Raw genomic sequence first — 24,234 nt, forward strand, 5'->3', positions numbered from 1 at the left:
GCTTAGGCCACAACGGCTCGCGCGAGTGCCATCGGGATGTTCACCAAGCATAGATCCCGATCAATAAACCCTCCGGGGCAAGATGCCTTCAGTGTGCGGCCCCCTGCAGGTAGTGACGGATGCGGATCTCCACTCCGCTGGTCTGGTACTGCCGGGCTGCCGCTTCGATACGCAACTCACCACGCGTGACCCGCTGGTGGTGGCGCAGGTGCTCCAGCCAGGACTCGTCGACGAAACACTCCAGCCACTGACGCGGATTCTCGCTGTCCTGCACCAGATACCAGGAAATCGCCCCGTTGCGCCGACGCATCCCATGCACGTGCACCATTGCGACCTGGAAGTCCGGCGCCTGGGCGGGCTCGATGTCGTATTCCAGAGTGACCATCACCGGGCCGCGCTCCCGGTCCATGCCTTCAGCCAGGATGGGTGCCGGCCAGTGCAGCGAGGGCGCCAGGTCTTCCGCCGCGGTAACCGGCAGGCGAAAGCGCAGGGCCGCGGGCAATCCCAGCAACAGCAAGACGCTGGCTCCCAGCAGCGCGACGGGAATAGACGTGCGGCTGGCCACCAGGCCCCAAAGGACTCCGCCGCCGGCCATGCTGCCGAAGAACACCAGGATATAGACCGCCAGCGCCCGCGCCCGCACCCAGCCCGGCACCGAAGTTTGCGCCGCCACCTGCAGGCTCGACAGCACGGCGATCCAGGCCGCGCCGCTGAGCAGCATCACCGGGACCAGCACGTAAAGCTGGCGCAGCAGCGCCAGGGCCACCAGCACCAGCGCGTAAAGCGCGCTGGACAGCACCACCAGACGGTCACTGCCCAGCCGCTCGCGCAAGCGAGGCAGGAGTGCGGCACCGACCACGGCACCAACGCCGACACTGCCCAGCAGTAGGCCGAAGTCGGTGGCGCTGCCGTGCATTTCTCCACGTACGATCAGCGGTAGCAGCGACATGCCGGCGCTGGCACCGAGGAAGAACGAGAACGCGCGTACGAGCACTGCCTGCAGCGGTCGGGAACTGCGACTGTAGCGCCAGCCGGCGCGCAAAGCGCCGAACAGCCGCTCCGCCGGCAACACCGCCGGGCTGGTCTCACGCTTCCAGGCTGCAAGCACACCAATCACGGCGAAGAACGAGGCGGCATTGAGGGCGAAGGTCAGCCAGGGGCCGACCAGGCTGACCAGCATCCCGGCAATGGCCGGCCCCACCGCCCGCGCGAGGTTGATGCCGACGCTGGACAGCGCCACGGCCGCCGCAAGCTCGTCCTTGCCCACCAGTTCCGGCGTGGTCGCGCTCCAGGCCGGCATCATCAGCGCAGTGCCGATGCCCATGCACAGCGTCAGCGCCAGCAGCAGCCACACAGTGGTCAGCCCGAGCAGGGTGAGCACTGCGAGCAGCGCGGCCACCGCAGCCATCCAGAGTTGTACGCCAAGCAGGTAGCGGCGCTTGTCGACGATGTCGGCCAGGGCGCCGGCCGGGAGCGCCAGGAAAAACATCGGCAGGGAACCGGCCACCTGCACCAGCGCCACGTTCATTGGGCTGGCCGACAGCGAGGTCATCAGCCAGCCGGCCCCCACTTCGTGCATCCAGGTGCCGATGTTGGAGGCGACACTGGCCAGCCACAGCCAGCGGAAGGTTTTCTGACGCAACGGGCTCCAGGGTGAGGCGGCGGGTAAAGCCATGTCAGAACCAGCCTTCGAGGGGGATCTGAAGATCAGGTATAGACGAAATCGGCACCGACCGTCGTTGCCACAGCGGCAGGTGATCGTCCCGCAGATCTGTAGGAGCTGGCTTGCCAGCGATGAGGTCCTTCAGATAGGCATTGCCGTTGAGGCCGTCTTCGCTGGCAAGCCAGCTCCTACAGGGTATTTCGTGCTCAGGCGAACTCTTCGCGCAACATCGCCACAAACGCCTCCCGCGCCGGGTGCACCCCGGCGTTTTCATGCCAGTAGAACAGGTTGTCGATGGCCGTCAGTTCCGGGAACTCATACCCCACGCACCCCGCCCCCTTGGCGTATTGATCGAACACACCCTTGGGCACCAGTGCCACGCCGGCCCCGGCGCTGACGCATCCGACAATCGCACCATAACTGGCCAGGCTGACAATCGGCAGCGCCTGGCCGTGGCGCAACAGCCAATGCTCCAGCGCCGCCCGATACGGACAGCCCTGGGGCCACATGAACACGGTTTTGTCGTGCAAATCCGCCATGTCGCGCACCGGCCCCAGTGACGTCGAGGCAATCAGCAGCAGGTCTTCGCGGTACATCGGTGTGCGCTTGAGGTGGGAGCGCTCGACATCCACCGCGACGATGGCGCCGTCGAGCCGATGGCTCAGCGTGTCATCCAGCAACTGGCCCCAGGTGCCGGTGGTCAGCTCCAGCGCCACCGCTGGGAAGCGCTTGTGGAATTTCGCCAGCAAGCGCGGCAGGCGACCGGTCGCCGAAGACTCGATGGCACCAATGCGCAACGATCCGGACGGTTCGGCGGAGGGATCCACCGCGCGCTTGGCTTCGGCGGTCAGCGCGAGAATTTTCGAGGCGTAGGCCAAAAAGGTCTGGCCCGACGGACTGATGCGCAGGCCGCGCCCCTCACGCAGAAAAAGCGCGACCCCCAACTCCGCTTCGAGCGCCTTGATCCGGGCGGTGATGTTCGACGGTACGCAATGCAGCAACTCGGCCGCACGGGCAATGCTGCCAACCTCGGCCACGGTCTTGAACATGCGGATCTGTGCCAGCTCCATATACATCACTCAAAGTGAACGGTTTGCGCAGTATAAGTCAGTTGTAGCGAGCGATCAGGGTTCTGATACTCACTGCACCTGCCTCTCGGTGCACGACCATGAATGTACTCACGCCCTCCCCCGCCTCTTCCTTGAAAATCTTCCTGGCCATGGCCTTTGTCGTGGTCTGCTGGGGATATTCCCCGACCGGCATCCACATCGGCTTGCAGGCCTACGACCCTGTGCACCTGGCGTTGTTGCGCTTTCTGCTGGCGTCGCTGTTCATGGCGGTGGTCGCGGTGATCAGGGGCATTCGCCTGCCCAACCTTCGCGACATGCCACTGCTGATGGCGCTAGGTTTCTTCGCAGTGAGCCTGCATCACGTGGCAATCAATGTCGGCCAACAGGGTGTCAGTGCCGGTGCGTCGAGTGTGCTGGCGCAGTCGACGCCATTGTTCAGCACCTTGCTGGCGCGTTTTGTGTTCAAGGACCGGGTAAGCCTGTGGCGCTGGGGTTGCGTGATCCTGGGATTGATCGGCGTGGTGATTGTGGTGGCGGGCGATCATGGCCTGGACAGCATCGACACCCATGGCGTGTTGATCCTGTTGGCGGCGCTGTCCTGGAGCCTTTACTTTGCCCTGCAAAAACATCACACCGGGCGTTACGACGGCCTGACGCTGGTGTGCTACACGGTCTGGTCCGGGACGGCGTTGCTGCTGATTTTCCTGCCGGGGCTGGTGGATCAAGTCGCCAATGCCCCATTGCGCGTGCAGTTCGCGGTGGTTGCCCTGGGGATTTTCCCCAGTGCCCTGGCTTATCTGGCGTGGGCGTATGTGCTGGCCCATGTGGACCTGAGCCGGGCGACGATGACGCTGTACCTGGTGCCGCCGGTGGCGATGATGATTGCGTCCGTGGGGCTGGGTGAGCAGCCGACCTTGATGGTGGCGGTCGGCGCGATGGTGGTGTTGATCAGTGTGCTGGCATTGAATCTGGAGCGGCGGCCGGTGGTTCAGGTGGCGCGCGCCTGAACAATGAAAATCCCTTGTGGGAGCGAGCCTGCTCGCGATTAGGCCGGCACATTCAACATTGAAGCAGCCTGACACACCGCCATCGCGAGCAGGCTCGCTCCCACAGGGGGATTTGCGGTGTTGCCGCAATCAGCTGGGTGAAAACCGGTCCCGACTATTGGTCAAATGCAGCCACATCGCCGCCCGCGCCGCGTCCGGGTCCTGGCGCTTGATGGCGTTGAGAATCGCCTCGTGTTCCAGATTGGCCAACTGACCCAGCTTGCTCAAATCCACCGCGCCACGTTCGGCCGCGTTGACCCGAGTGCGCGGAATCATGGCGCTGCCCAGGTGCTGCATGATTTCGGTGAAGCACACATTGCCGGTGGCTTCGGCTATCAGTAGATGAAAGCGCCGGTCAGCCTCGACGCAGCTGTCGTTGTTGGCCAGCAGGTTTTGATAATCGTCGAGCGCTTCACGCATCTGCGCCAATTGCCGCTCGGTACGACGGATCGCCGCCAGCGCCGCCGCCTGGGTTTCCAGGCCCATGCGCAACTCCAGAATGCTGCGCACCCCCAGCGCGGTATCGACATTCAGCCGCAACCCCTGCTCCGGCGCGCGCTCCAGCACAAAGGTGCCAATGCCGTGACGGGTTTCCACCAACCCCGAGGCCTGCAATTTGGAGATTGCCTCGCGCACCACGGTGCGGCTCACGCCGTGCTCCTGAACGATCGTGTTCTCCGACGGCAGCTTGTCGCCGGGCAGCATCTGCCCCAGCAGGATGCTCTGGGTCAGCTTGGCCACCAGATCGTGGGCCAGATTGTGGCTGCGTTTGCGGGCAGGTGCGTCGAGGTCTTCTTGCATGGCGATCATCCAAAGGCGGAGCTATCGGAATCGTAGCACCGCGCTTGTCTGGAATCTCGAAAATACTCACTCAACTTGTATGACAACACTCAACAAACACTGCACACCACCCCACTTTGGAGCCACAAAAAATCAAAAATAGAATAACAAATCTCTGAGCAATGGCGATTTTGTTGGGTGCAAGCGGTTGCGGAGCGAAAAAATGTAGTTGTATGATGTCTAGCAACAACGTCACACCTGTCACACCCCGCATAAAAATAACGAGTGGGAGAAAACGCAGTGAATACATCCATTTCCGCAATGGACAACGGCACCGATTCGGTCTTGAAGTCCGCGATCTCGAAAGTCAAACGTCACGTCTTGCCGCTGTTCGTCATCATGTTCATCGTCAACTACATCGACCGGGTGAACATCGGCTTCGTCCGCGCCCACATGGAACACGACCTGGGCATCGGCGCTGCCGCCTACGGCCTCGGTGCCGGCCTGTTCTTCATCGGATACGCGCTGTTCGAAGTGCCCTCCAACATCCTTCTGCAAAAAGTCGGCGCACGCCTCTGGCTGACCCGCATCATGCTGACCTGGGGCCTGGTGGCCGCGGGCATGGCGTTCATCCAGAACGAAACCCACTTCTACATCCTGCGATTTCTCCTGGGCGTGGCTGAAGCCGGTTTCTTTCCCGGGGTGATCTACTACTTCACCCGCTGGCTGCCCGGCTTGGAGCGTGGCAAGGCGATTGCGATTTTCCTCAGCGGCTCGGCGATAGCCTCGCTGATCTCCGGTCCCTTGTCCGGTCTGCTCCTGCAAATCAACGGCCTGGGCATGCACGGATGGCAATGGATGTACTTCATCGAAGGCATGTTCTCGGTGGGCCTGTGCATCTTTGTCTGGTTCTGGCTGGACTCCAAACCCCACGACGCCAAATGGCTGACCCGCGACGAGCAGGACGCACTGGTCAAGGCCATCGACGACGAACAGCTGGCCCGCGAAGCCGCGACGCCGGTCAAACCGTCACTGGGCAAACTGCTCAAGGACCGGCAGATCATCCTCTTCTGCGTGATCTACTTTTTCATCCAGCTGACCATCTACGCCGCGACCTTCTGGCTGCCGAGCATCATCAAGAAGATGGGCGACCTGAGTGACTTCCAGGTCGGGATGTTCAACTCGATTCCGTGGCTGCTGTCGATTGTCGGCATGTACGCCTTCGCTTCGCTGTCGGCCAAATGGAAGCACCAGCAAGCCTGGGTCGCTGCCGCCCTGCTGATCGCCGCTGCCGGGATGTTCATGTCCACCACCGGCGGGCCGGTCTTCGCCTTCGTGGCGATCTGCTTTGCCGCGCTGGGTTTCAAATCGGCGTCGTCGCTGTTCTGGCCGATTCCCCAGGCCTATCTGGATGCACGCATCGCCGCGGGTGTCATCGCGCTGATCAACTCGGTGGGCAACCTCGGCGGTTTCGTCGCACCGACCACGTTCGGCCTGCTGGAAGAACGTACCGGGTCGATCCAGGGTGGGCTGTACGGCCTGGCCGCAACCTCGATCATCGCCGCGATCATCGTTTTCGCCGCCCGCAACACACCCAAGACTGCCCCCGTCATTGCCGCGGGCAAACCCGCGAGCCATACCGCCTGAATATTGTTTTTGAGAAGGACAAGAAAATGACCGCACACGAAACCGCCAAGGCCCCGATCATCACCAGCATGCAGATTGTGCCGGTGGCCGGCCACGATGGCATGCTGCTCAACCTGAGCGGCGCCCATGGCCCGTTTTTCACCCGCAACATCGTGATCCTCAAGGACAACGCCGGCCACACCGGCGTCGGCGAAGTACCGGGTGGCGAACGCATCCGCCAGACCCTCGAAGACGCCCGCAGCCTGGTAGTCGGCAGCCCGATCGGCACCTACCAGAAAATCCTCAATCAGGTACGCCAGACCTTCGCCGACCGCGATGCCGGCGGACGCGGTTTGCAGACCTTCGACCTGCGCATCACCATTCACGCCGTCACCGGCCTGGAAGCCGCGCTGCTCGACTTGCTCGGCCAGCACCTGGACGTGCCGGTCGCCGCCCTGCTCGGTGAAGGCCAGCAGCGCGATGAAGTGAAGATGCTGGGTTATCTGTTTTATGTCGGCGACCGCAACGACACCGACCTCGCCTACCGCAGCGAACCGGACGCCGACAACGACTGGTTCCGCGTACGGCACGAAAAGGCCATGACCGCCGAGGCCGTGGTGCGCCTGGCAGAAGCCGCCCACGCGCGCTATGGCTTCAAGGACTTCAAGCTCAAGGGCGGCGTGCTCAGCGGCGACGCGGAAATCGAAGCGGTCACGGCCCTGGCCGAACGCTTTCCCGAGGCGCGTATCACCCTCGACCCAAATGGTGCCTGGTCACTCAAGGAAGCCATCCGCTTGTGCCGCGACCAACATCATGTACTGGCTTACGCCGAAGACCCCTGCGGTGCGGAAAACGGGTACTCGGGCCGCGAAGTCATGGCTGAATTCCGCCGCGCCACCGGGTTGAAAACCGCGACCAACATGATCGCCACCGACTGGCGGGAAATGGGTCACGCGATCCAGTTGCAATCGGTGGACATCCCGCTGGCCGACCCGCACTTCTGGACCATGCAGGGTTCGGTGCGGGTCGCGCAGATGTGCCACGAATGGGGCCTGACCTGGGGCTCGCATTCCAACAACCACTTCGACATTTCCCTGGCGATGTTCACCCATGTCGCGGCCGCCGCACCGGGCGAAATCACCGCCATCGACACCCACTGGATCTGGCAGGACGGCCAGCGCCTGACCAAGGCCCCGCTGCAGATTGTCGACGGCTGCGTGCAGGTGCCGAAGAAACCGGGACTGGGGGTCGAACTGGACATGGATCAGGTCGCCAAGGCCCATGAACTGTACAAAGGCATGGGCCTGGGAGCGCGGGATGACAGCGTGGCGATGCAGTTTCTGATTCCGGGCTGGAAGTTCGATAACAAGCGGCCGTGCCTGGTGCGCTAACTCAAAAACACCGCAAATCCCTGTGGGAGCGAGCCTGCTCGCGAAAGCGTCGGCACATTCAGCATCAATGCGACTGACAAAATGCCTTCGCGAGCAGGCTCGCTCCCACAGGTGTCAGATCTGTCCACTCACCTGCGCCGCTTGCAGCAACCAGCCCTTGAAAGCCGTCATCGCCGACGTTTCGGCGCGCGACTGCAAACGGGTCAACCAATAACTGCCGGTGGTGATATGAATCGCAAACGGCTGCTCGATCGCACCCGCCGCCAGTTGCCGCGAAAACATCAGTGGCGGCGCCAATGCCATGCCCGCACCTTGCAGTGCAGCCTCCATCATTGCCAGTGACGAGTCGAACACAATGCTCGCCGGCACTGCCGCCGGGCTCGAAAGGCCGGCAACCTGGAACCATTCGGGCCACTCGTCCGTGCGATACGAGCGCAACAGCGTCTGCCGCAAAAGGTCGGTAGGGGATTTCAGTTGCCGGGCAATTTCTGGCACACACAACACCGACAGCGGCGCCTCGATCACCCGCACCGCCTCAATGCCATGCCACGCCCCCGCACCAAAACGAATGGCGTAATCCAGCCCTTCGGCGGCGACATCCACGCGATTGTTGTTAGTCGAAAGGCGCAAATCTATGAACGGATGTTTCGCCCGGAAGTCCTCCAGTCGCGGCAACAACCATCCCACCGCGAAGGTCCCCACCGCCCCGACCGTCAACACTTCACGAAAATGCCCGCCCTGAAAACACTCCAGCGTTTCGGCAATACGATCGAAACACTCACGTAAAACCGGCAACAGGGTTTCCCCTTCACGGGTCAGCATCAGCCCGCGAGGCAGGCGTTTGAACAGGGTCACACCCAGTTGCGACTCAAGGCTTTTGACCTGATGACTTACGGCCGCCTGCGTAACACACAATTCCACCGCTGCCCGTGTGAAACTCAAGTGCCGCGCCGAGGCCTCGAAGGCCCGCAGTGCGTTGAGCGGTAATTGCGGCCGAATCATGACCACCCCCAAATTTTTCTAATGGCTCGTGCAAAATATCATCGGTTGTTCAGCCTCAAAAGACTGCATAGATTTGCCTTCGCCCAACCGTGGCCCGAATTGAAAAGCCGCTCATTGTGCAGCGGTGAACACCCTGTCAACTCAAGGAAGTGAATCCGTCATGTTTGTTAAAAAATCGAACAAGCTCGCGTCCTACAGTGCTTTCCTACTTTTTCTCGGCGCCAGCCAGTGTATGGCGGACGACCCTATGGAAAGCATCGTCAACGCGGCGATCAAACCGGTGATGCAACAAGAGCAAATCCCCGGCATGGCGATTGCCATCACCGTCAACGGCCAGGCGCATTACTTTAACTACGGTGTCGCCTCGAAAGAAACCGGCACCGCGGTCAACGAAAACACCCTGTTCGAAATCGGTTCGGTGAGCAAAACCTTCACGACGACCCTCGCCGCCTACGCCGTGGCCAGCGGCAAGTTGTCGTTATCCGACAAGGCCAGCAGCGTTCTGCCGCAACTGCGCGGCAGCGCGTTCGACAACATCAGCGTGCTGCAACTCGGCACCTACAGCGCCGGTGGCCTGCCGTTGCAGTTTCCGGATTCGGCCGATGCGCCGGACAAGATGCTGGGCTATTTCAAGCAGTGGAAACCGGTTTATCCCGCCGGCACCTATCGACAATACTCAAACCCGAGCCTGGGGCTGTTCGGGTATCTGGCGGCCCAAAGCATGGGCGCGTCCTTTGACGACGTCATGGAAAAAACCCTGCTGCCGAAACTCGGGCTGAAGCACACCTTCCTCAAGGTGCCGCCGGATCAAATGGCGCTGTATGCCCAAGGCTACAGCAAGGATGACCAGCCGGTGCGGGTCGGCCCAGGGGCGCTGGATTCCGAGGCCTACGGGGTGAAAACCAGCGCCGCAGACATGCTTCGCTACGTCGAGGCCAACATGAATCCGTTGACGCTGGAAAAACCCTTGCAGCAGGCCATCGCCGCCACCCACACCGGTTACTACACCGTCGGCGACATGACCCAGGGCCTGGGCTGGGAGGCCTACCGCTTTCCGGTCACCCTCGAAACGCTGCTCGCCGGCAATTCGACGCCCATGGCCATGGAGGCCCACAAGGTCCAGTGGCTGAACCCGTCCCGGCCTCAAACGGACAACGTACTCTTCAACAAAACCGGCTCGACCGGCGGGTTCGGTGCTTATGTCGCGTATGTGCCGTCGAAAGACATCGGCATCGTGATATTGGCGAACAGGAACTACCCGAATGCCGAGCGAGTGAAAGTGGCTCATACGATCCTGAGTGCACTGAGCAAGTAATCTGCCTCCCTTCCCTTACCTGTGGGAGCGAGCCTGCTCGCGAAGAGGCCATAACAGGCGACAAACCCTCTCCTGCAACACCGCTATCGCGAGCAGGCCCGCTCCCACAGGTCAATCATCCGGCATTTCCGGCGGCTTGGCCGGCTTGGCCGGTTTGCCATTTTTCGTACCTTTGGCCCCTTTGGCACCCTTGTCAGCGGCCGGCTCTGCGGCCACCGGTGGTGGCGCGGGCGCGGCTGCTTCCTTCTCGGCCGCCGGCAAGGCGTCGACGGTGTCGAAGATTTTTTTCAGGTCGACCGACTTCGATTCCTCCCCCGAGCTTTCGAGTTTCTTCTCGCCGTCCTTACCCACCAGAATCACTTTCGGCAACGCCCCGGCACCGAGTTTCAGCGCGCGGATCAGCGCCATGGTGTCCTGCTGGCCCATGTCCTTGCCGTCGAGCTGGCCAGACATGTTCAACACGCTGTAGACCCTGATGTTGCGCTCGGCGACACCCTGTTTGTTGGTGGGATCTTCCAGGGATTTCTTCAGGTTCACCCAGACGGGATCAACGGTGCTCGGCGCGATGACAATCAGTGGTCGAGCCCTGCCCCTGTCGATATCCAGAGGGGAGTCGCCATCGTTGGCGAACAGGGGGCCGGCGACAGCCAGCAGGGTAGCCAGGGTCAGTGACCTGATGAGCATGCGCATCTCCTTTTGATATTCACGCTCTAATGATTGCGCATTGCGGCGTTCGTTCCGGTGACGCTTCGCAAATGTGTCCGCTTTGCCCCAAGCTTAGGTCAGGGCGGTCATTGCGCAACAGCCTGGGCTAATCTGAAAACAGGCAAAGAGCGGGTTGATCCGCCGTGAGGGCCCCTGCATGAGCGCGCAGTTGAACCACACCATCGTCTGGTGCCGCGACAAGCACCGGTCGGCACATTTCCTGGTCGAACTCCTCGGCCTGCCCGCCCCCGAGCCCTTCGGACCGATGCTGATCGTCAGGTTCGACAACCAGGTGTCGCTGGACTTCTACGACAACGATCCGCCGATCGCCTCGCAGCACTATGCGTTTTTACTGGGTGACGACGATTTCGACCGGGCCTTCGCGCGCCTGCAGGCACGCGGACAGCCGTGGTGGGCCGACCCTGGCAAACAGCGGCCGAAGCAGGTCAATGATTACGCAGGGGGGCGGCGGGTGTATTTCGATGACCCGGACGGGCATCTGCTGGAAATCTTCACCCGCGAATGAAGCTGGCGCAGCCCGTTCAGTCAGAACGCCAGTTTGTAACCGATCAATACCAGCATCGTCGCCAGGCACGGGCGCAACAGCTCATCGGAGAGGCGCCCGGTCAGGTGGCTGCCCAGGTAAATCCCCGGCAGCGAACCCACCAGCAAGTAACCCAGTACGTGCCAATCCATGTTGCCCATGCTCGCGTGGCCAAGACCGGCGACCAGCGTCAGGGGCACGGCGTGGGCGATTTCCGTACCCACCAGGCGGCGGGTCGGCAGCAGCGGATAAAGAATGAACAACGCCACAGTGCCCAGGGCGCCGGCGCCGATGGAGGTCAGCGCCACCATGGTGCCCAGGACCAGGCCGGTGATTACGGTCAGTACATTGAGCCGTGTACCGCTCGGCTTGTAGCTGCCGCCGGCGCGTTTGTGGGCGAAATCGAGCAGGCGCTTCTTGAACAGGATCGCCAGTGCCGTGGCAAACAGGACGAAACCCAGTGCCTGCTTGATGATCGCGTTCATCGCTTCGGGGGCCGAGTGCAAACTGCTCAGGAACCACAACGTCATCGCCACCGCCGGCACACTGCCAAGGGTCAGCCAACCGGTGATTGCCCAGTCGATGTTGTTGTTCTTTTTGTGGACCAGCACGCCACTGGACTTGGTGATGGCCGCGTACAGCAAATCGGTGCCGACCGCCGTCGCCGGGTTGATGCCAAACCATAGCAGGATGGGCGTCATCAACGACCCGCCACCCACGCCCGTCATGCCGACGATGAAGCCGACGACCAGCCCGGCGACAACCAACCCGATATTCACTAAATCCATTGATACGTCCACATAGACCACAGAGGAAATCTGGCCCGCAGCATAGCGATTTTTCTTATAACCACTTATATCGATGCGATCTATCTTTATGCCTTAACTCCAATACCCATGTGGGAGCGAGCCTGCTCGCGAAGAGGGAGTGCCTGCCAACACATGAAGTGCCTGACACAATGCCTTCGCGAGCAGGCTCGCTCCTACAAGGGGGCGCAAATGGGCCGCAGGGCCGCCAGGATGGAACCCGAGGGGCTATCCTGATGCCAACCGGAGTAAGGATCAAAAGGAGTTAAACATGCGCACCACGCAACTGGCCGGCACCGAAGTGCCCGTCATCGGCCAAGGCACCTGGCAAATGGGCGAAGACCGCTCCCGGCAGGCCGACGAAGTCGCGGCATTGCGATTGGGCATCGAACTGGGCATGACCCTGATCGACACCGCCGAAATGTATGCCGAAGGTGGCGCCGAGGAAGTGGTGGGTGAAGCCATCGCCGGCCAGCGCGAGAAGATTTTCCTGGTCAGCAAGGTCTACCCGCACAACGCCAGCCGCAAAGGCATTCCCCAAGCCTGCGAACGCAGCCTGCGTCGATTGAACACCGATTACATCGATCTCTACCTGCTGCATTGGCGCGGCCAGTATCCGCTGGAGGAAACCGTCGAAGCCTTCGAACGCCTGCGCGAAGCCGGCAAGATCGGCCGTTGGGGCGTGTCCAATTTCGACGTCGATGATTTGCAGGAACTGAACACCCCGGCCTGCGCCACCAATCAGGTGCTCTACAACCTGGAGGAGCGCGGGATAGAATTTGATTTAGTGCCTTGGTGCCAGCAGCACAGGATGCCCGTCATGGCCTACTGTCCGATCGGTCAGGGCGGGCAGATGCTGGCCAATGCTACGCTCAAGCAGGTGGCGGCCCGTCATGGCGTGACGCCTGCGCAGGTGTCGCTGGCCTGGCTGCTGCGCCAGAAGGGGGTGATCGCCATCCCCAAGGCGGTCCTTCCTGCGCATGTGCGACTCAACGCCCAGGCTGCCGGGCTGCAGCTTGAAGCCGGGGATCTGGAGGCGCTGGACCAAGCGTTTCACGCGCCCAAACGCAAGCAGCGGCTGGCCATGGTCTAAACCATTACGCTGTCAGAGGCCTTCGTCATGAGAAGCACCGATCCACCGGACGCCTTCAACCTGCAACGCTTCATCCAGGCGCAGGGCCCGGTGTTCGACCGGGTTCAGGCCGAACTGAACGCCGGTCACAAGCGCAGCCACTGGATGTGGTTCGTCTTTCCGCAATTTGCCGGGTTGGGTGACAGCGAAATGTCCCGACGCTTCGCGATCCGCTCCCGGGAAGAGGCGCAGGCTTACCTTGATCACCCTCTGCTGGGCGCCCGGTTGCGTACCTGCACCCAGGAAGTGCTGAACATCCGGCAGCGTTCGGTAGCGGCGATTTTCGGCCATCCGGACGACCTGAAATTTCATTCGTCGATGACCCTGTTCGCCCAGGTCGCGGCCGAAGACAGCCCGTTTCATCAAGCCCTGAACCAGTACTTCCACGGCATCCTGGACGACTGGACGCTGTCGCTGCTGGACTCAAAACAGGCCCAGTTGCCCCCCAATCAGCGTTGAGAAATCGTCGTCGACGAACGGCAGGATCGCATCCGCCACAGGCTGCAATTGCCGGGTGATGTAATGGTCGTAATCGATGGGCGCGCTGCGGATTTCCAGCGGCTCGGGGCCGGCGACGGTGATCACGTAGCTGATCCAGCCACCGTTCTGGTACTGCCGCGGGCGGCCCTGGCGGTCGTTGTAATCGTCGGCGATGCGCGCCGCCCGTACGTGGGGCGGGACGTTGCGCTGATAGTCGTCGAGGGTGCGGCGCAGGCGCTTGCGGTAAATCAGGCGGTCATCGAACTCGCCGCCCAGGGTTTTGCTCACGTAGTCGCGCACATAGTCTTGATAGGGCTTGCGCTGGAAGATGCGCAGGTAAAGCTCCTGCTGGAATTGCCGGGCCAGCGGCGACCAGTCGGTACGCACGGTTTCCAGGCCTTTATAGACCATCTCCTCACTGCCGTCGGCACGGGTGACCAACCCCGCGTAACGCTTCTTGCTGCCCTCCTCCGCACCGCGAATGGTCGGCATCAGGAACCGTTCGTAGTGGGTTTCGTATTGCAACTCCAGCGCGCTCTCCAGGCCATACTCTTTACGCACGTGCTCGCGCCACCACTGGTTGACGTGATCCACCAGCGCGCGGCCGATCTGCGCGGCTTCCTGCTGGCCGTGGGCGCGACGCAGCCAGACGAAGGTCGAGTCGGTGTCGCCGTAAATCACCGTGTGGCCCTGGGCTTCGATCAACTGACGGGTGCGCAGCATGATCTCGTGGCCGCGCAAGGTAATGGACGACGCCAGCCGCGTATCGAAAAAGCGACAACCGCTGGAACCGAGCACGCCGTAGAACGCGTTCATGATGATCTTCAGCGCCTGGGACAACGGCGCGTTGTGCTCGCGCTTGGCGGTTTCCCGGCCTTCGGCGACGCGGGCGACGATGGACGGCAGGCAATGCCGGGTGCGGGAAAATCGCGCACCGCGAAAGCCCGCCACCGAGTCGGCGTCATCGGGATGTTTGAGCCCTTCGATCAGGCCCACCGGATCGATGAGAAAGGTGCGGATGATCGAGGGATAAAGGCTTTTGTAGTCGAACACCAGCACCGACTCGTACAACCCCGGTTGCGAGTCCATGACAAAACCACCGGGGCTCGCTTGCGCAGGTTTGCCGCCCAGGTTCGGTGCGACGAAGCCCTGGCGGTGCATCAACGGCATGTAGAGATGGGTGAACGCCGCCACCGAGCCGCCCATGCGGTCAGCCGGCAAACCGGTGACACTGGCCCGTTCCAGTAGAAACGTCAGCAGCTCGGTCCTGGCGAAAATCCGGGTGACCAACTCGCAGTCCTTGAGGTTGTATTTGGCCAGTGCCGGCTTGTCCTCGGCGAACATGCGGTTGATTTCGTCCATGCGCTGGTACGGGTTGTCGATGGCCTTGCCTTCGCCCAACAGGGTTTGCGCGACGTTTTCCAGGCTGAACGACGGGAAACTCCAGGTCGCCGAACGCAGGGCCTCGATGCCGTCGATGATCAGCCGGCCGGCAGCGCTAGCGAAATAATGGTTGCCGTTGCCGTGTTCACGCCACTGCATTTCCTCGCCGCCACGCCCGAGCTTGAGCGGTACGCCCAGTTGCCGGGCGTGTTTGTGCAGCACCCGCAGGTCGAACTGCACGAGGTTCCAGCCGATGATGGCATCGGGGTCATGTCGGGCGAACCAGTCGTTGAGCCTTTTCAGCAGCAGCGTTCGCGACTCGCAGTATTCGAGCAGGAAATCCACCGCACTGTCGTCGCCATTAGCCGGGCCGAGCATGTACACCTGGCGCTCGCCACACCCTTCCAGGGCAATGGAATACAACTCGCCCTGGGCGGTGGTTTCGATATCCAGGGACACCAGCCTGAGTTTCGGCCGGTAATCGGGATCGGGTTTCATCTGCGCATCGAGCAACAGGCCCTCGGGCCCTGGCGTGCCGTCAAAGCGCACCGGTGCGGTGATGAAACGCTCCATCAGGTAGCGTTCCGGCGGGCGCACGTCAGCTTCGTACACCTCGACACCGGACCGACGCAGTGCGGTTTCCAGACGCATCAACTGCCCGTGCTGCCGGCAATACAAGCCGAGCACCGAGCGATGTTCGAAATCCTGCAAGGCCAAGGGGCGCAGCTCGACGTTTTTTTCGTCATGCAACAGGGCCTCGGCCTGCTCGCGCTGGCTGGCCGGAATGAACGCCACCGACGGCTGATAAGGCAGGCGGAGGCGCCGGGGACCGCCGTCGGTCGCCAGCCAGAACTCGACTTCCGTACCCGCCGGGGTATCGCGCCAATGCCGGGTCAGGACGAAGCCCTGGGGTAAATCCACCACTGCAAACCTCGGTTTTGATTCAGGATGTTGATTCTACGCGTCATTCAGCAGGCACTGTAGAACCCTGTGGGAGCTGCGGTGCGACGATTCGACTTGCCAGCGAATGCGGTGGGTCAGTCGACATTTCTTTATCTGATATACCGCTATCGCTGGCAAGCCAGCTCCCACAGGGTTCGTGGTGTATTCGTGATCGGGGTTTATCAAAGAAAATCCGCCAAATGGCGTTTTTTGCGTGTTATCTGCCGCTTTCGCCCTTGCCCTGCGCGCTTGGGTCTACGATTCTTCAAGGACAACGACAACACCCGGAAAACCGCCATGAAAACCGTCGCGCAACTGCTCAAGTTGAAAGATCAGAAAAACCAGGAAGTGCACCAGATCAAACCCGATCACATGGTGCTCGAAGCGCTGATGAAGATGGCCGAAAAAAACGTTGGCGCCTTGCTGGTGGTGGAGAACGACCAGGTACTGGGCATCATCAGTGAACGGGATTACGCGCGCAAACTGGTGCTGCACGGACGTTCTTCGGTGGGCACGCCGGTGCGCGACATCATGGTGTCGCCGGTGATCACCGTGGACACGCACCAGACCGTCGACACCTGCCTGGGCATCATGTCGGACAGGCGCCTGCGTCACCTGCCGGTGGTGGAAGACGGCAAGTTGATCGGCTTGCTGTCGATCGGTGACCTGGTCAAGGAAGCCATCGCCGAGCAGGCTGAGCTGATCCAGCAGTTGGAACAGTACATTCGCGGAGAATGACTAAAACTCACCGCATATTCCCTGTGGGAGCGACCCTGCTCGCGAAGACGGCGTGTCAGCCAATGCATGCTTTGACTGACTTACCGCCTTCGCGAGCAGGCTCGCTCCCACAAGGTGTGTGTGGTTCAGGCCGGCCAGTGCCGGGCGAAAACCGGCGCCAGTGTGGGGTGGCGGTCGATGCGCTCCAGCCAGGCGTAAAACCCCGGCCGGGTACTGCGCAGATGCTCCCGGCTTCCCGCCCAGCGCGATATCACCGCCGCCAGCACGTCCAGCGCGCCAGGTGTCTCGTCGTCCAGGTACAGCTCTGCCGAAAACTGATCGGCAAACACTTCCCAACTCCAGTGCAGCCGCGCGCGACTGCCAGCGATCAGGTTTTGCCGCGAAGCTTCATCCGCTTCGGCCAGCCAGCGTTCCGGAAAATCGATGACGCCGATGGCGGCATAACAATTGCTCACGATATAGACCATGCCCCGTATCGCCTGATCGCGGTCGGCAGGTTTTTTCGGCAGCAGGTTCGACTCGGGAAATGTCAGCCCCAAATGAATCAGGATGGCCGCACTCTCGGTGAGGATGCTGCCGTCAGGCAATTGCAGTGTCGGGATCTGCTTGAGTGGATTGAGCTTGCGTAAATCCTGGGCGGCCTCGGCAGATGACTCGACATCGATGAAGCGAAAGGGAACCCTGCAAAGCACAAGCGCCGCCTCGATCGCCGCGGCGCCGGAGTTTTGATAACCATAGAGCTGATACATGCACACCTCCTTGCGATGACTCGCGCCAGCTATCCAGTGTAGAAGCCGCCACCGATCGCGCCGCGTTCGTCCGACGACTGCATCATCAGTCTCACAACAGGTAGGACGATCGCCCTATCGATAACATCGATGTTCACCATCACGTCAATGAAGTTCTCTTAAAAATCCTGCGGCGTAACATCTGCTCCATACCAACCCATTACACCCCGGAGCACACGATCATGAAACGCCAGACCCTCCTCAGCATCGCTTTCTCGGTTTTCGCAGTGAACGCTTTCGCCGCGACTTCGGCTCAACCTGTAGTCGCTGAAGGCGGCTCGGATCGCCTGATCGAACATCGTGTGGCTGAAGGTGGCTCTGATCGCCTGATCGAAAATCGTGTGGCTGAGGGCGGTTCTGATCGCCTGCTCGAAAAACGCGCTGTGGCGGCTGATGGCTCCGACCACCTGCAAGGCAACCGTGTCGCCGCCGATGGCTCCGATCACCTGCAGGGTAACCGCGTCGCTGCCGATGGTTCCGATCACCTGCAAGGCAACCGTGTCGCCGCCGATGGCTCCGACCACCTGCAAGGCAACCGTGTCGCCGCCGATGGCTCCGACCACCTGCAAGGCAACCGTGTCGCCGCCGATGGCTCCGACCACCTGCAAGGCAACCGTGTCGCCGCCGATGGCTCCGACCACCTGCAAGGCAACCGTGTCGCCGCCGATGGCTCCGACCACCTGCAAGGCAACCGTGTCGCCGCCGATGGCTCCGACCACCTGCAAGGCAACCGCGTCGCTTGACTGAATCGCAACATCGCAGACCCAAAAAGCCCGGCCTGATCAGCCGGGCTTTTTTCGTTTTCTTCCCGTCATTTCAGCGCGCCATACAGCGCTGGTAACGCTCGTCGACCCGTTTGGCAAACCACGCCGTGGTGAGTTTGCGGGTGATTTTCGGGCTTTGCAGCACGATCCCCGGCAGCACCTCACGGGGCAATGGCCGGCCTTCGGCCTGTTCGGCCAACGCGAACACCCGCTGGTAGAGCCGGGTGTTTTCGAACGCCAGCGTGTTGCCCTCCTCCAGTTGATCCCGGATCGTCGGATTGCGCATACCCAATTGCTGGCCGAGGGTGCGCACGGCCTTTTCCGTGGTGCCGGGCATGATCGAGTCATAGCGGACCAGATCACCATCCAGCGCCAGCGGGATACCTGAAGCCCGGCTCACGGCATTCTGGAACGCGGCATTGCGGCTGGCGTACCAGCCGGCGTTGAAATCAGCGAAGCGATACAGTGGCTGCGGGTAGTTCACCGGGTAACCGAGCAAATGCGCGATGCCGAAATACAGGCCGCCACGGCGGGTAAAGACTTCACGGCGGATCGAGCTGTCCACCGGGTAGGGATAGTCCTTCGCGTGCTGCTCGGCGAAGTCGATGCTGACCTGCATCGGTCCGCCGGTATGCACCGGATTGAAGCCTGCAAACAGGGTCTTGCCCATCGGCACCATGCCGATGAAGTCGTCGAAAATCGCGCTCAGTTCCTTTTCGCTGCGCGCTGCATTGAGCCGGTCGCTGTAGCTTTTGCCAGTGGGCGAACGCACCTGCAACGCGCCGCTGACCAACAGGCCGGGAATGTGTGCCTTGGCCGCCCGGCGGTCGATCTCGTCACGGGCAATCTTGCCCAGGCCCGGTACGGGCGGATCGGCCTGGAAGGTCGACTCCTGCTCGGTGACGGCCAGTACCGCACAGAGGTTTTGCGTGGTGGGCGCAATGTTCTGTGCGGCAAACGCGGCGTAGATGTCCGTGGCCCAGCCTTGGCGGTCAACCGCTTGAGCCGGCAGCAGGCGCACGATTTGCGCCTTGACCTCGGCGGGTGTGCGCACCGGTGGCTCCCGGGTCTGTTGGCTGCCGCATCCGGCCAGCACCAGCAATGCGGCGATGCTCATGATCAAACGATGGGCTTGCATGTTGCTCCAGGAAGTCGGTAAAGCCGGGTCAACCATAAGGCCGATGGCAGGGTGATGGCTATGACCGTCGCGACGATGCGCTGTTCCTCAACCTGACACGAACCCTGTGGGAGCGAGCCTGCTCGCGAAAGCGGTGGGTCAGTCAGCATGGATATTGGATGTGAGGACCTCTTCGCGAGCAGGCTCGCTCCCACAGGGGATCTCTGCCGCTCAGATCATGGAATCTCCCACAGGAGGTCGTTGGACACACGGTCTGGCTGCCCCGCCTGTTTGGACCATACTTGCTCCACTCAGTGAGGAGGACAGGCACATGCATCGTAGCGACGTGTTGATCATCGGTGCCGGCCCGACCGGGCTGGTACTGGCACTGTGGCTGAGCAGACTGGGTATTCGCGTGCGGATTATCGACAAAACCTCGACGCCCGGCACCACCTCCCGAGCGCTGGCGGTTCAGGCGCGGACACTGGAGCTGTATCGACAACTGGACCTTGCCGACGCTGTCGTCAAGAACGGCCATCGCGTGGCGGCAGCCAATTTCTGGGTCAAGGGCGAGCCCGTGGCCCGCTTGCCCCTGAACCGGGTCGGCGAAGGCCTGACGCCGTACGCGTTCCTCGAAATTTATCCACAGGACGAGCACGAGCGCCTGCTGATCGACCGTCTCGAAACCTTCGGCATTACGGTAGAGCGCAACACCGAACTGCTCGGGTTCGATGAAACCGGTGACAGCATCACCGCCACCCTGCGCCTGCCCGATGGCCAGCAGGAAACCTGCCAGGCCTGTTACCTGGCCGGCTGCGACGGTGCCCGGTCGATTGTGCGCAAGGCCCTGGACACCGGATTCCCCGGTGGCACCTATCAACAGATTTTCTATGTCGCCGATGTCCAGGCCAGCGGGCCGGCGTTCAATGGCGAACTGCACGTGGATCTCGATGAAGCGGATTTTCTCGCCGTGTTCCCGTTGGCCGGCGAAGGTCGTGCACGCTTGATTGGTACAGTCCGTGACGAACGCGCCGAACACGCCGAAACCCTGCGATTCGAGGACGTCAGCAGTCGGGCCATCGGCCATATGCAGGTGAAGATCGAGCAACTGAACTGGTTCTCCACCTACCGCGTGCATCATCGGGTGGCGAATCATTTCCGCACCGGGCGCGCATTTTTACTCGGCGACGCCGCCCATGTGCACAGCCCCGCCGGTGGTCAGGGCATGAACACCGGGATTGGCGATGCGATCAACCTGGCCTGGAAGCTCGCGGCCGTATTGAGCGGCGGTGCCGAGGCCCGACTGCTCGCCACCTATGAAGCCGAGCGCATCGCGTTCGCCCGCAAACTGGTGGCCACCACCGACCGGGTCTTCACCTTCGTCACCGCCGAAGGGCGCATGGCCGACCTGCTGCGCACACGTCTGGCGCCGTTCCTGCTGCCGAAAATGGCCTCGTTCGAAACGTCCCGCGAATTTCTCTTTCGCACGGTGTCGCAGATCACCCTGAACTACCGAGGGATGCCCTTGAGCACGGGCGTGGCCGGGCACGTTCACGGCGGCGACCGCTTGCCCTGGGCGCACGATGGCGAGGGGGACAATTTCGAATCGCTGAAATGTCCGACCTGGCAAGTGCATGTGTATGGCGACACCAGCGACGAGATGATCGCCTGGTGCAACGAACATCATTTGCCGCTGCATGTATTCGACTGGCGACCGGCGTTCGAAACGGCAGGCCTGGGGCGAAACGGCTTTTACCTGTTGCGGCCGGATACGTATGTGGCGATAGCCGAAACGTGCTCGGATCCGAAGGTGATCGAGCGGTATTTCAGCCATCACGGGATCAGGCCGTTTTTTGGCAAATCCTGAAACCATCACACCCCCCCTGTGGGAGCGGGCTTGCCCGCGATGGCGGCGGTAGATTCAACATAAATGTTGAACAGGCTGGCCTCATCGCGGGCAAGCCCGCTCCCACAGGGGCTGTTGGCTGGTTTTAGATCCCGGCCAGGGCCAGGTCCATCGCAAAGTAGGTAAAGATCAGATCCGCCCCCGCCCGCTTGATCGCCCCCAGGCTTTCGCGCACCACGCGCTCTTCGTCGATGGCCCCCGCCTGCGCGGCGAACTTGATCATCGCGTACTCGCCGCTGACCTGATACGCCGACAGGGGCAGGCGCGAGGCTTCGCGGATGTCGCGGATGATGTCCAGGTAGGCACCTGCCGGCTTGACCATCAGCGCATCGGCGCCTTCCTGTTCGTCCAACAACGATTCGCGCACCGCCTCGCGGCGGTTCATCGGGTTCATTTGATAGCTTTTGCGGTCGCCCTTGAGCGCACTGCCCCCGGCTTCGCGGAACGGGCCATAGAGCGCCGAAGCGAATTTGGTCGAATAGGCCATGATCGCCGTCTGGGTGAAACCGGCCTCATCCAGTGCCCGGCGGATGGCCCGGACCTGGCCGTCCATCGCCGCCGACGGCGCAATCACGTCGGCACCGGCGCGGGCCGCCGCTACGGCTTGCTTGCCAAGGTTGATCAGGGTCTGGTCGTTATCCACTTCATGGTTGTGCAGCACGCCGCAATGGCCGTGATCGGTGTATTCACAAAAACAGGTGTCGGACATGACGATCATTTCCGGCACCGCGTCCTTGGCAATGCGCGACATGCGCGACACCAGACCGTCTTCGCGCCAGGTGTCGCTGCCATTGCTGTCCAGGTGATGGGACACGCCGAAGGTCATCACCGACTTGATCCCGGCCCGGGCATAACGCTCGATTTCACCGGCCAGTTTCGATTCCGGAATGCGCATCACCCCGGGCATGCTTTTGATCGGCACGAAGTCGTCGATCTCTTCTTCGACGAAGATCGGCAGGACCAGGTCGTTCAGGCTGAACTCGGTTTCCTGGAACAGGCTGCGCAGGCTCGCATTGCGGCGCAGACGGCGTGGACGTGCTTCGGGGAACTGGCTGGACATGGGCAAATCCTGAAAATCGGAGATTAGATGTACTCAAAACCCTGTGGGAGCGGGCTTGCCCGCGATGGCGGCGGTACATTCAACATAGATGTTGGATATGCCGACCTCATCGCGGGCAAGCCCGCTCCCACAGGGGGTAGTGATTAGTTGGAGACGGGGTTCGGGATTTCCAGCCCGCGCTTCACCGCCGGCCGCGCCAGGAAGCGCTCCAGCACCCGGGTGACGTTAGGGAAATTATGGATACCTACCAGATCGCCGGCCTCATAGAAGCCGATCAGGTTGCGCACCCACGGAAAGGTGGCGATATCGGCAATGGTGTAGCGCTCGCCCATGATCCAGTCCCGGCCTTCCAGGCGTTTATCGAGGACAGCCAGCAGGCGCCTGCTTTCTTCGACGTAGCGGTCACGGGGACGCTTGTCTTCGTAGTCCTTGCCGGCAAATTTGTTGAAAAAGCCGAGCTGGCCGAACATCGGGCCGATCCCGCCCATCTGGAACATCAGCCACTGGATGGTTTCATAACGTGCCGCCGACTCCTGGGCCAGCAGTTGCCCGCTCTTGTCGGCCAGGTAAATCAGAATCGCCCCGGACTCGAACAACGGTAGCGGTTGGTCATCCGGGCCGTGCGGATCGAGGATGGCCGGGATCTTGTTGTTGGGATTCAACGACAGGAATTCGGGAGACATCTGATCGTTGGTGTCGAACCCTACGCGGTGTGGCTCGTATGGCAGGCCGATCTCTTCGAGCATGATCGAGACCTTGACGCCGTTGGGGGTCGGCAAGGAGTACAGCTGAATCCACTCCGGATACCGGGCCGGCCATTTTTTGGTGATGGGGAATGCAGACAAATCGGTCATGGGGATGGGTCCACGGGACAATTGAGAATGTCGATCATAATGCAGATGGTGCGGGGTGTGACGCGTGGCGCCATCAATACCGTTGATGGTCAAGATCAAAGGAGATCACAGCGCTCTGATGCACCAGACAGTGTATTGTGTCCACAATTTCGCAACATCCTGTCGATAACCTTTACACGCACCTGTTTAAGGTTACCGGTACATTGCTGCACCCCGTGGCCGGAATCGAACCAAATGGGCCTCAGGGGACTCTGAGCACTGTCCGTTATAAACGGACTGGCTTAAACGATATGGAAAACACCCGACGCAGGAAATTCGCGGTATAAAGGATTGTCAGCCTTCACCCAATACGCTGAAGAACCCATTTTCGATGACGAACTTTCTGAAACTCGCCAATCGCTTCAAACACCGCGCCTTTATATTCCTGCCCGCCCTGCTGGCGGCGGGTGCGTTGTTCATGTTGCTGGAGGCCCGCGAAAGCCGCGCTCAACCGGCGGACGGCACGCAGACGCTGGTGTTCCTGCGCCACGCTGAAAAGCCTGCCGGCGGCCTGGGCCAGCTCAATTGCCAGGGCCTGAACCGCGCCATCGACCTGGCGACCCTGCTGCCGGAAAAATTCGGCAAGGCCGACTATGTGTTTGCCGCCAACCCGACACGCAATGTCGAGGAAGGCGAGCTAAACAATTCCTACAGCTACATCCGCCCGTTGATGACCATCAGCCCCAGTGCGATCAAGCTCGGCTTGCCGGTGAATATCAATTTCTCGGCCAACGACACCAGCGACCTGGCCGAGGAACTGCTGCATGACAAGTATCACAACTCGGTGATCTACACCGCCTGGTCCCACGGCTACCTGCCGGAGCTGATCAACAAGGTCGCCGGGGACGCCGTCGGTGAGAAGCAGACCATCACCGAGGATTGGGAATCCAATGATTACGATTCGCTGTATGTGCTGACCCTGACCTGGCATAACGGCAAGGCCAGCCTGCAAAGCCACACCTACAAGCAAGGGCTGAATAATGGGCCTGAGACTTGTCCGATTTGAGTTCTCCACTGCCTGTTGGGGCCTCTTCGCGAGCAGGCTCGCTCCCACAGGGAACAGATTCAATGTGGGAGCGAGCC

The 24,234-nt window shown here is 61.5% G+C and carries 22 protein-coding genes; 11 read left to right on the forward strand and 11 right to left on the reverse strand.

Going from position 1 to position 24,234, the window contains the following annotated elements:
* Positions 1–88 precede the first annotated feature (88 nt).
* Both LAB08_RS20590 and LAB08_RS20595 read right to left on the reverse strand, forming a co-directional pair.
* On the reverse strand, positions 89–1,675 hold the full coding sequence (locus tag LAB08_RS20590; protein WP_096509972.1) for an MFS transporter: 1,587 nt from the start codon (positions 1,673–1,675) through the stop codon (positions 89–91).
* A 194-nt stretch (positions 1,676–1,869) separates the two neighbouring features.
* Entirely contained in the window at positions 1,870–2,733 is an 864-nt protein-coding gene (locus tag LAB08_RS20595; protein WP_096509971.1) for a LysR family transcriptional regulator, read from the reverse strand.
* 98 nt (positions 2,734–2,831) lie between these two features.
* Here LAB08_RS20595 and LAB08_RS20600 point away from each other — a divergent pair, with 98 nt between their 5' ends.
* Complete coding sequence (locus tag LAB08_RS20600; protein WP_096509970.1) at positions 2,832–3,740, forward strand: DMT family transporter; 909 nt, start codon at positions 2,832–2,834, stop codon at positions 3,738–3,740.
* A gap of 129 nt (positions 3,741–3,869) precedes the next feature.
* Here the strand turns inward: LAB08_RS20600 and LAB08_RS20605 are convergent, their stop codons facing one another.
* Positions 3,870–4,580, reverse strand: coding sequence for a FadR/GntR family transcriptional regulator (locus LAB08_RS20605; protein ID WP_096509969.1), 711 nt, complete (start codon positions 4,578–4,580; stop codon positions 3,870–3,872).
* A gap of 279 nt (positions 4,581–4,859) precedes the next feature.
* Between LAB08_RS20605 and LAB08_RS20610 the strand changes: the two genes are divergently transcribed.
* Positions 4,860–6,206 (forward strand): MFS transporter, encoded by a 1,347-nt coding sequence (locus LAB08_RS20610; RefSeq protein WP_096509968.1) that lies wholly within the window; start codon positions 4,860–4,862, stop codon positions 6,204–6,206.
* A gap of 26 nt (positions 6,207–6,232) precedes the next feature.
* Positions 6,233–7,576: a glucarate dehydratase gene (gene gudD, locus LAB08_RS20615; protein ID WP_096509967.1), complete on the forward strand. Its 1,344-nt coding sequence runs from the start codon at positions 6,233–6,235 to the stop codon at positions 7,574–7,576.
* A 114-nt stretch (positions 7,577–7,690) separates the two neighbouring features.
* On the opposite strand, the gene LAB08_RS20620 is transcribed toward gudD, so the two are convergent.
* The gene (locus tag LAB08_RS20620; protein WP_096509966.1) at positions 7,691–8,578 is read right to left on the reverse strand and encodes a LysR family transcriptional regulator; all 888 of its coding nucleotides are present in this window, start codon (positions 8,576–8,578) and stop codon (positions 7,691–7,693) included.
* Positions 8,579–8,738: 160 nt separating this feature from the next.
* On the opposite strand from LAB08_RS20620, the gene ampC reads away from it, so the two are divergent.
* Entirely contained in the window at positions 8,739–9,893 is a 1,155-nt protein-coding gene (ampC, locus tag LAB08_RS20625; protein WP_096509965.1) for a class C beta-lactamase, read from the forward strand.
* Positions 9,894–10,004: 111 nt separating this feature from the next.
* Here ampC and LAB08_RS20630 read toward each other — a convergent pair whose 3' ends face one another.
* Complete coding sequence (locus LAB08_RS20630) at positions 10,005–10,577, reverse strand: DUF4174 domain-containing protein (protein ID WP_096509964.1); 573 nt, start codon at positions 10,575–10,577, stop codon at positions 10,005–10,007.
* 178 nt (positions 10,578–10,755) lie between these two features.
* Here LAB08_RS20630 and LAB08_RS20635 point away from each other — a divergent pair, with 178 nt between their 5' ends.
* Positions 10,756–11,124, forward strand: a complete 369-nt coding sequence (locus LAB08_RS20635; protein WP_096509963.1) for a VOC family protein — start codon at positions 10,756–10,758, stop codon at positions 11,122–11,124.
* Positions 11,125–11,144: 20 nt separating this feature from the next.
* On the opposite strand, the gene LAB08_RS20640 is transcribed toward LAB08_RS20635, so the two are convergent.
* Complete coding sequence (locus LAB08_RS20640; RefSeq protein ID WP_096509962.1) at positions 11,145–11,930, reverse strand: sulfite exporter TauE/SafE family protein; 786 nt, start codon at positions 11,928–11,930, stop codon at positions 11,145–11,147.
* Between the two features lie 289 nt (positions 11,931–12,219).
* Here LAB08_RS20640 and LAB08_RS20645 point away from each other — a divergent pair, with 289 nt between their 5' ends.
* Both LAB08_RS20645 and LAB08_RS20650 read left to right on the forward strand, forming a co-directional pair.
* On the forward strand, positions 12,220–13,041 hold the full coding sequence (locus tag LAB08_RS20645; protein ID WP_096509961.1) for an aldo/keto reductase: 822 nt from the start codon (positions 12,220–12,222) through the stop codon (positions 13,039–13,041).
* A gap of 27 nt (positions 13,042–13,068) precedes the next feature.
* Positions 13,069–13,539: a DUF1810 domain-containing protein gene (locus tag LAB08_RS20650; RefSeq protein ID WP_096509960.1), complete on the forward strand. Its 471-nt coding sequence runs from the start codon at positions 13,069–13,071 to the stop codon at positions 13,537–13,539.
* On the opposite strand, the gene LAB08_RS20655 is transcribed toward LAB08_RS20650, so the two are convergent.
* Positions 13,504–15,864, reverse strand: coding sequence for a DNA polymerase II (locus tag LAB08_RS20655; protein ID WP_096515265.1), 2,361 nt, complete (start codon positions 15,862–15,864; stop codon positions 13,504–13,506). The two genes, LAB08_RS20650 and LAB08_RS20655, sit on opposite strands and share 36 nt — an antisense overlap.
* A 318-nt stretch (positions 15,865–16,182) precedes the next feature.
* Between LAB08_RS20655 and LAB08_RS20660 the strand changes: the two genes are divergently transcribed.
* On the forward strand, positions 16,183–16,623 hold the full coding sequence (locus tag LAB08_RS20660; protein WP_096509959.1) for a CBS domain-containing protein: 441 nt from the start codon (positions 16,183–16,185) through the stop codon (positions 16,621–16,623).
* A 125-nt stretch (positions 16,624–16,748) separates the two neighbouring features.
* Here the strand turns inward: LAB08_RS20660 and LAB08_RS20665 are convergent, their stop codons facing one another.
* A complete protein-coding gene (locus LAB08_RS20665) occupies positions 16,749–17,372 on the reverse strand; it encodes a glutathione S-transferase family protein (protein WP_096509958.1) in 624 nt (207 codons plus the stop codon).
* 221 nt (positions 17,373–17,593) lie between these two features.
* Here LAB08_RS20665 and LAB08_RS20670 point away from each other — a divergent pair, with 221 nt between their 5' ends.
* Positions 17,594–18,154, forward strand: a complete 561-nt coding sequence (locus tag LAB08_RS20670) for a phage infection protein (protein ID WP_096509957.1) — start codon at positions 17,594–17,596, stop codon at positions 18,152–18,154.
* A gap of 73 nt (positions 18,155–18,227) precedes the next feature.
* Here the strand turns inward: LAB08_RS20670 and LAB08_RS20675 are convergent, their stop codons facing one another.
* Positions 18,228–19,313 carry a DUF1615 domain-containing protein gene (locus tag LAB08_RS20675; RefSeq protein WP_096509956.1) on the reverse strand — a complete coding sequence of 362 codons (1,086 nt, stop codon included), beginning with the start codon at positions 19,311–19,313 and terminating at the stop codon, positions 18,228–18,230.
* Positions 19,314–19,623: 310 nt separating this feature from the next.
* On the opposite strand from LAB08_RS20675, the gene LAB08_RS20680 reads away from it, so the two are divergent.
* A complete protein-coding gene (locus LAB08_RS20680; protein ID WP_096509955.1) occupies positions 19,624–21,159 on the forward strand; it encodes an FAD-dependent oxidoreductase in 1,536 nt (511 codons plus the stop codon).
* A gap of 124 nt (positions 21,160–21,283) precedes the next feature.
* Here the strand turns inward: LAB08_RS20680 and hemB are convergent, their stop codons facing one another.
* A complete protein-coding gene (gene hemB / locus LAB08_RS20685; RefSeq protein WP_096509954.1) occupies positions 21,284–22,258 on the reverse strand; it encodes a porphobilinogen synthase in 975 nt (324 codons plus the stop codon).
* A 143-nt stretch (positions 22,259–22,401) separates the two neighbouring features.
* Entirely contained in the window at positions 22,402–23,112 is a 711-nt protein-coding gene (locus tag LAB08_RS20690; RefSeq protein ID WP_096509953.1) for a glutathione binding-like protein, read from the reverse strand.
* Positions 23,113–23,482: 370 nt separating this feature from the next.
* Between LAB08_RS20690 and LAB08_RS20695 the strand changes: the two genes are divergently transcribed.
* Positions 23,483–24,157 (forward strand): histidine phosphatase family protein, encoded by a 675-nt coding sequence (locus LAB08_RS20695; protein ID WP_096509952.1) that lies wholly within the window; start codon positions 23,483–23,485, stop codon positions 24,155–24,157.
* Positions 24,158–24,234: the final 77 nt, after the last annotated feature.

The sequence above is a fragment of the Pseudomonas izuensis genome (assembly GCF_002356535.2).
Taxonomy (GTDB): domain Bacteria; phylum Pseudomonadota; class Gammaproteobacteria; order Pseudomonadales; family Pseudomonadaceae; genus Aquipseudomonas; species Aquipseudomonas izuensis.

Bases quoted from the DNA above. Each gene is read 5' to 3' on its own strand.
- LAB08_RS20660 (WP_096509959.1), top strand. From the start codon at position 16,183: ATGAAAACCGTCGCGCAACTGCTCAAGTTGAAAGATCAGAAAAACCAG.
- LAB08_RS20680 (WP_096509955.1), top strand. From the start codon at position 19,624: ATGCATCGTAGCGACGTGTTGATCATCGGTGCCGGCCCGACCGGGCTG.
- LAB08_RS20595 (WP_096509971.1), bottom strand. From the start codon at position 2,733: ATGGAGCTGGCACAGATCCGCATGTTCAAGACCGTGGCCGAGGTTGGC.
- LAB08_RS20635 (WP_096509963.1), top strand. From the start codon at position 10,756: ATGAGCGCGCAGTTGAACCACACCATCGTCTGGTGCCGCGACAAGCAC.
- LAB08_RS20690 (WP_096509953.1), bottom strand. From the start codon at position 23,112: ATGACCGATTTGTCTGCATTCCCCATCACCAAAAAATGGCCGGCCCGG.
- LAB08_RS20645 (WP_096509961.1), top strand. From the start codon at position 12,220: ATGCGCACCACGCAACTGGCCGGCACCGAAGTGCCCGTCATCGGCCAA.
- ampC (WP_096509965.1), top strand. From the start codon at position 8,739: ATGTTTGTTAAAAAATCGAACAAGCTCGCGTCCTACAGTGCTTTCCTA.
- LAB08_RS20695 (WP_096509952.1), top strand. From the start codon at position 23,483: ATGACGAACTTTCTGAAACTCGCCAATCGCTTCAAACACCGCGCCTTT.
- LAB08_RS20605 (WP_096509969.1), bottom strand. From the start codon at position 4,580: ATGCAAGAAGACCTCGACGCACCTGCCCGCAAACGCAGCCACAATCTG.
- LAB08_RS20590 (WP_096509972.1), bottom strand. From the start codon at position 1,675: ATGGCTTTACCCGCCGCCTCACCCTGGAGCCCGTTGCGTCAGAAAACC.
- LAB08_RS20630 (WP_096509964.1), bottom strand. From the start codon at position 10,577: ATGCTCATCAGGTCACTGACCCTGGCTACCCTGCTGGCTGTCGCCGGC.
- LAB08_RS20675 (WP_096509956.1), bottom strand. From the start codon at position 19,313: ATGCAAGCCCATCGTTTGATCATGAGCATCGCCGCATTGCTGGTGCTG.
- gudD (WP_096509967.1), top strand. From the start codon at position 6,233: ATGACCGCACACGAAACCGCCAAGGCCCCGATCATCACCAGCATGCAG.
- LAB08_RS20620 (WP_096509966.1), bottom strand. From the start codon at position 8,578: ATGATTCGGCCGCAATTACCGCTCAACGCACTGCGGGCCTTCGAGGCC.
- hemB (WP_096509954.1), bottom strand. From the start codon at position 22,258: ATGTCCAGCCAGTTCCCCGAAGCACGTCCACGCCGTCTGCGCCGCAAT.
- LAB08_RS20670 (WP_096509957.1), top strand. From the start codon at position 17,594: ATGAAACGCCAGACCCTCCTCAGCATCGCTTTCTCGGTTTTCGCAGTG.
- LAB08_RS20650 (WP_096509960.1), top strand. From the start codon at position 13,069: ATGAGAAGCACCGATCCACCGGACGCCTTCAACCTGCAACGCTTCATC.
- LAB08_RS20665 (WP_096509958.1), bottom strand. From the start codon at position 17,372: ATGTATCAGCTCTATGGTTATCAAAACTCCGGCGCCGCGGCGATCGAG.
- LAB08_RS20600 (WP_096509970.1), top strand. From the start codon at position 2,832: ATGAATGTACTCACGCCCTCCCCCGCCTCTTCCTTGAAAATCTTCCTG.
- LAB08_RS20640 (WP_096509962.1), bottom strand. From the start codon at position 11,930: ATGGATTTAGTGAATATCGGGTTGGTTGTCGCCGGGCTGGTCGTCGGC.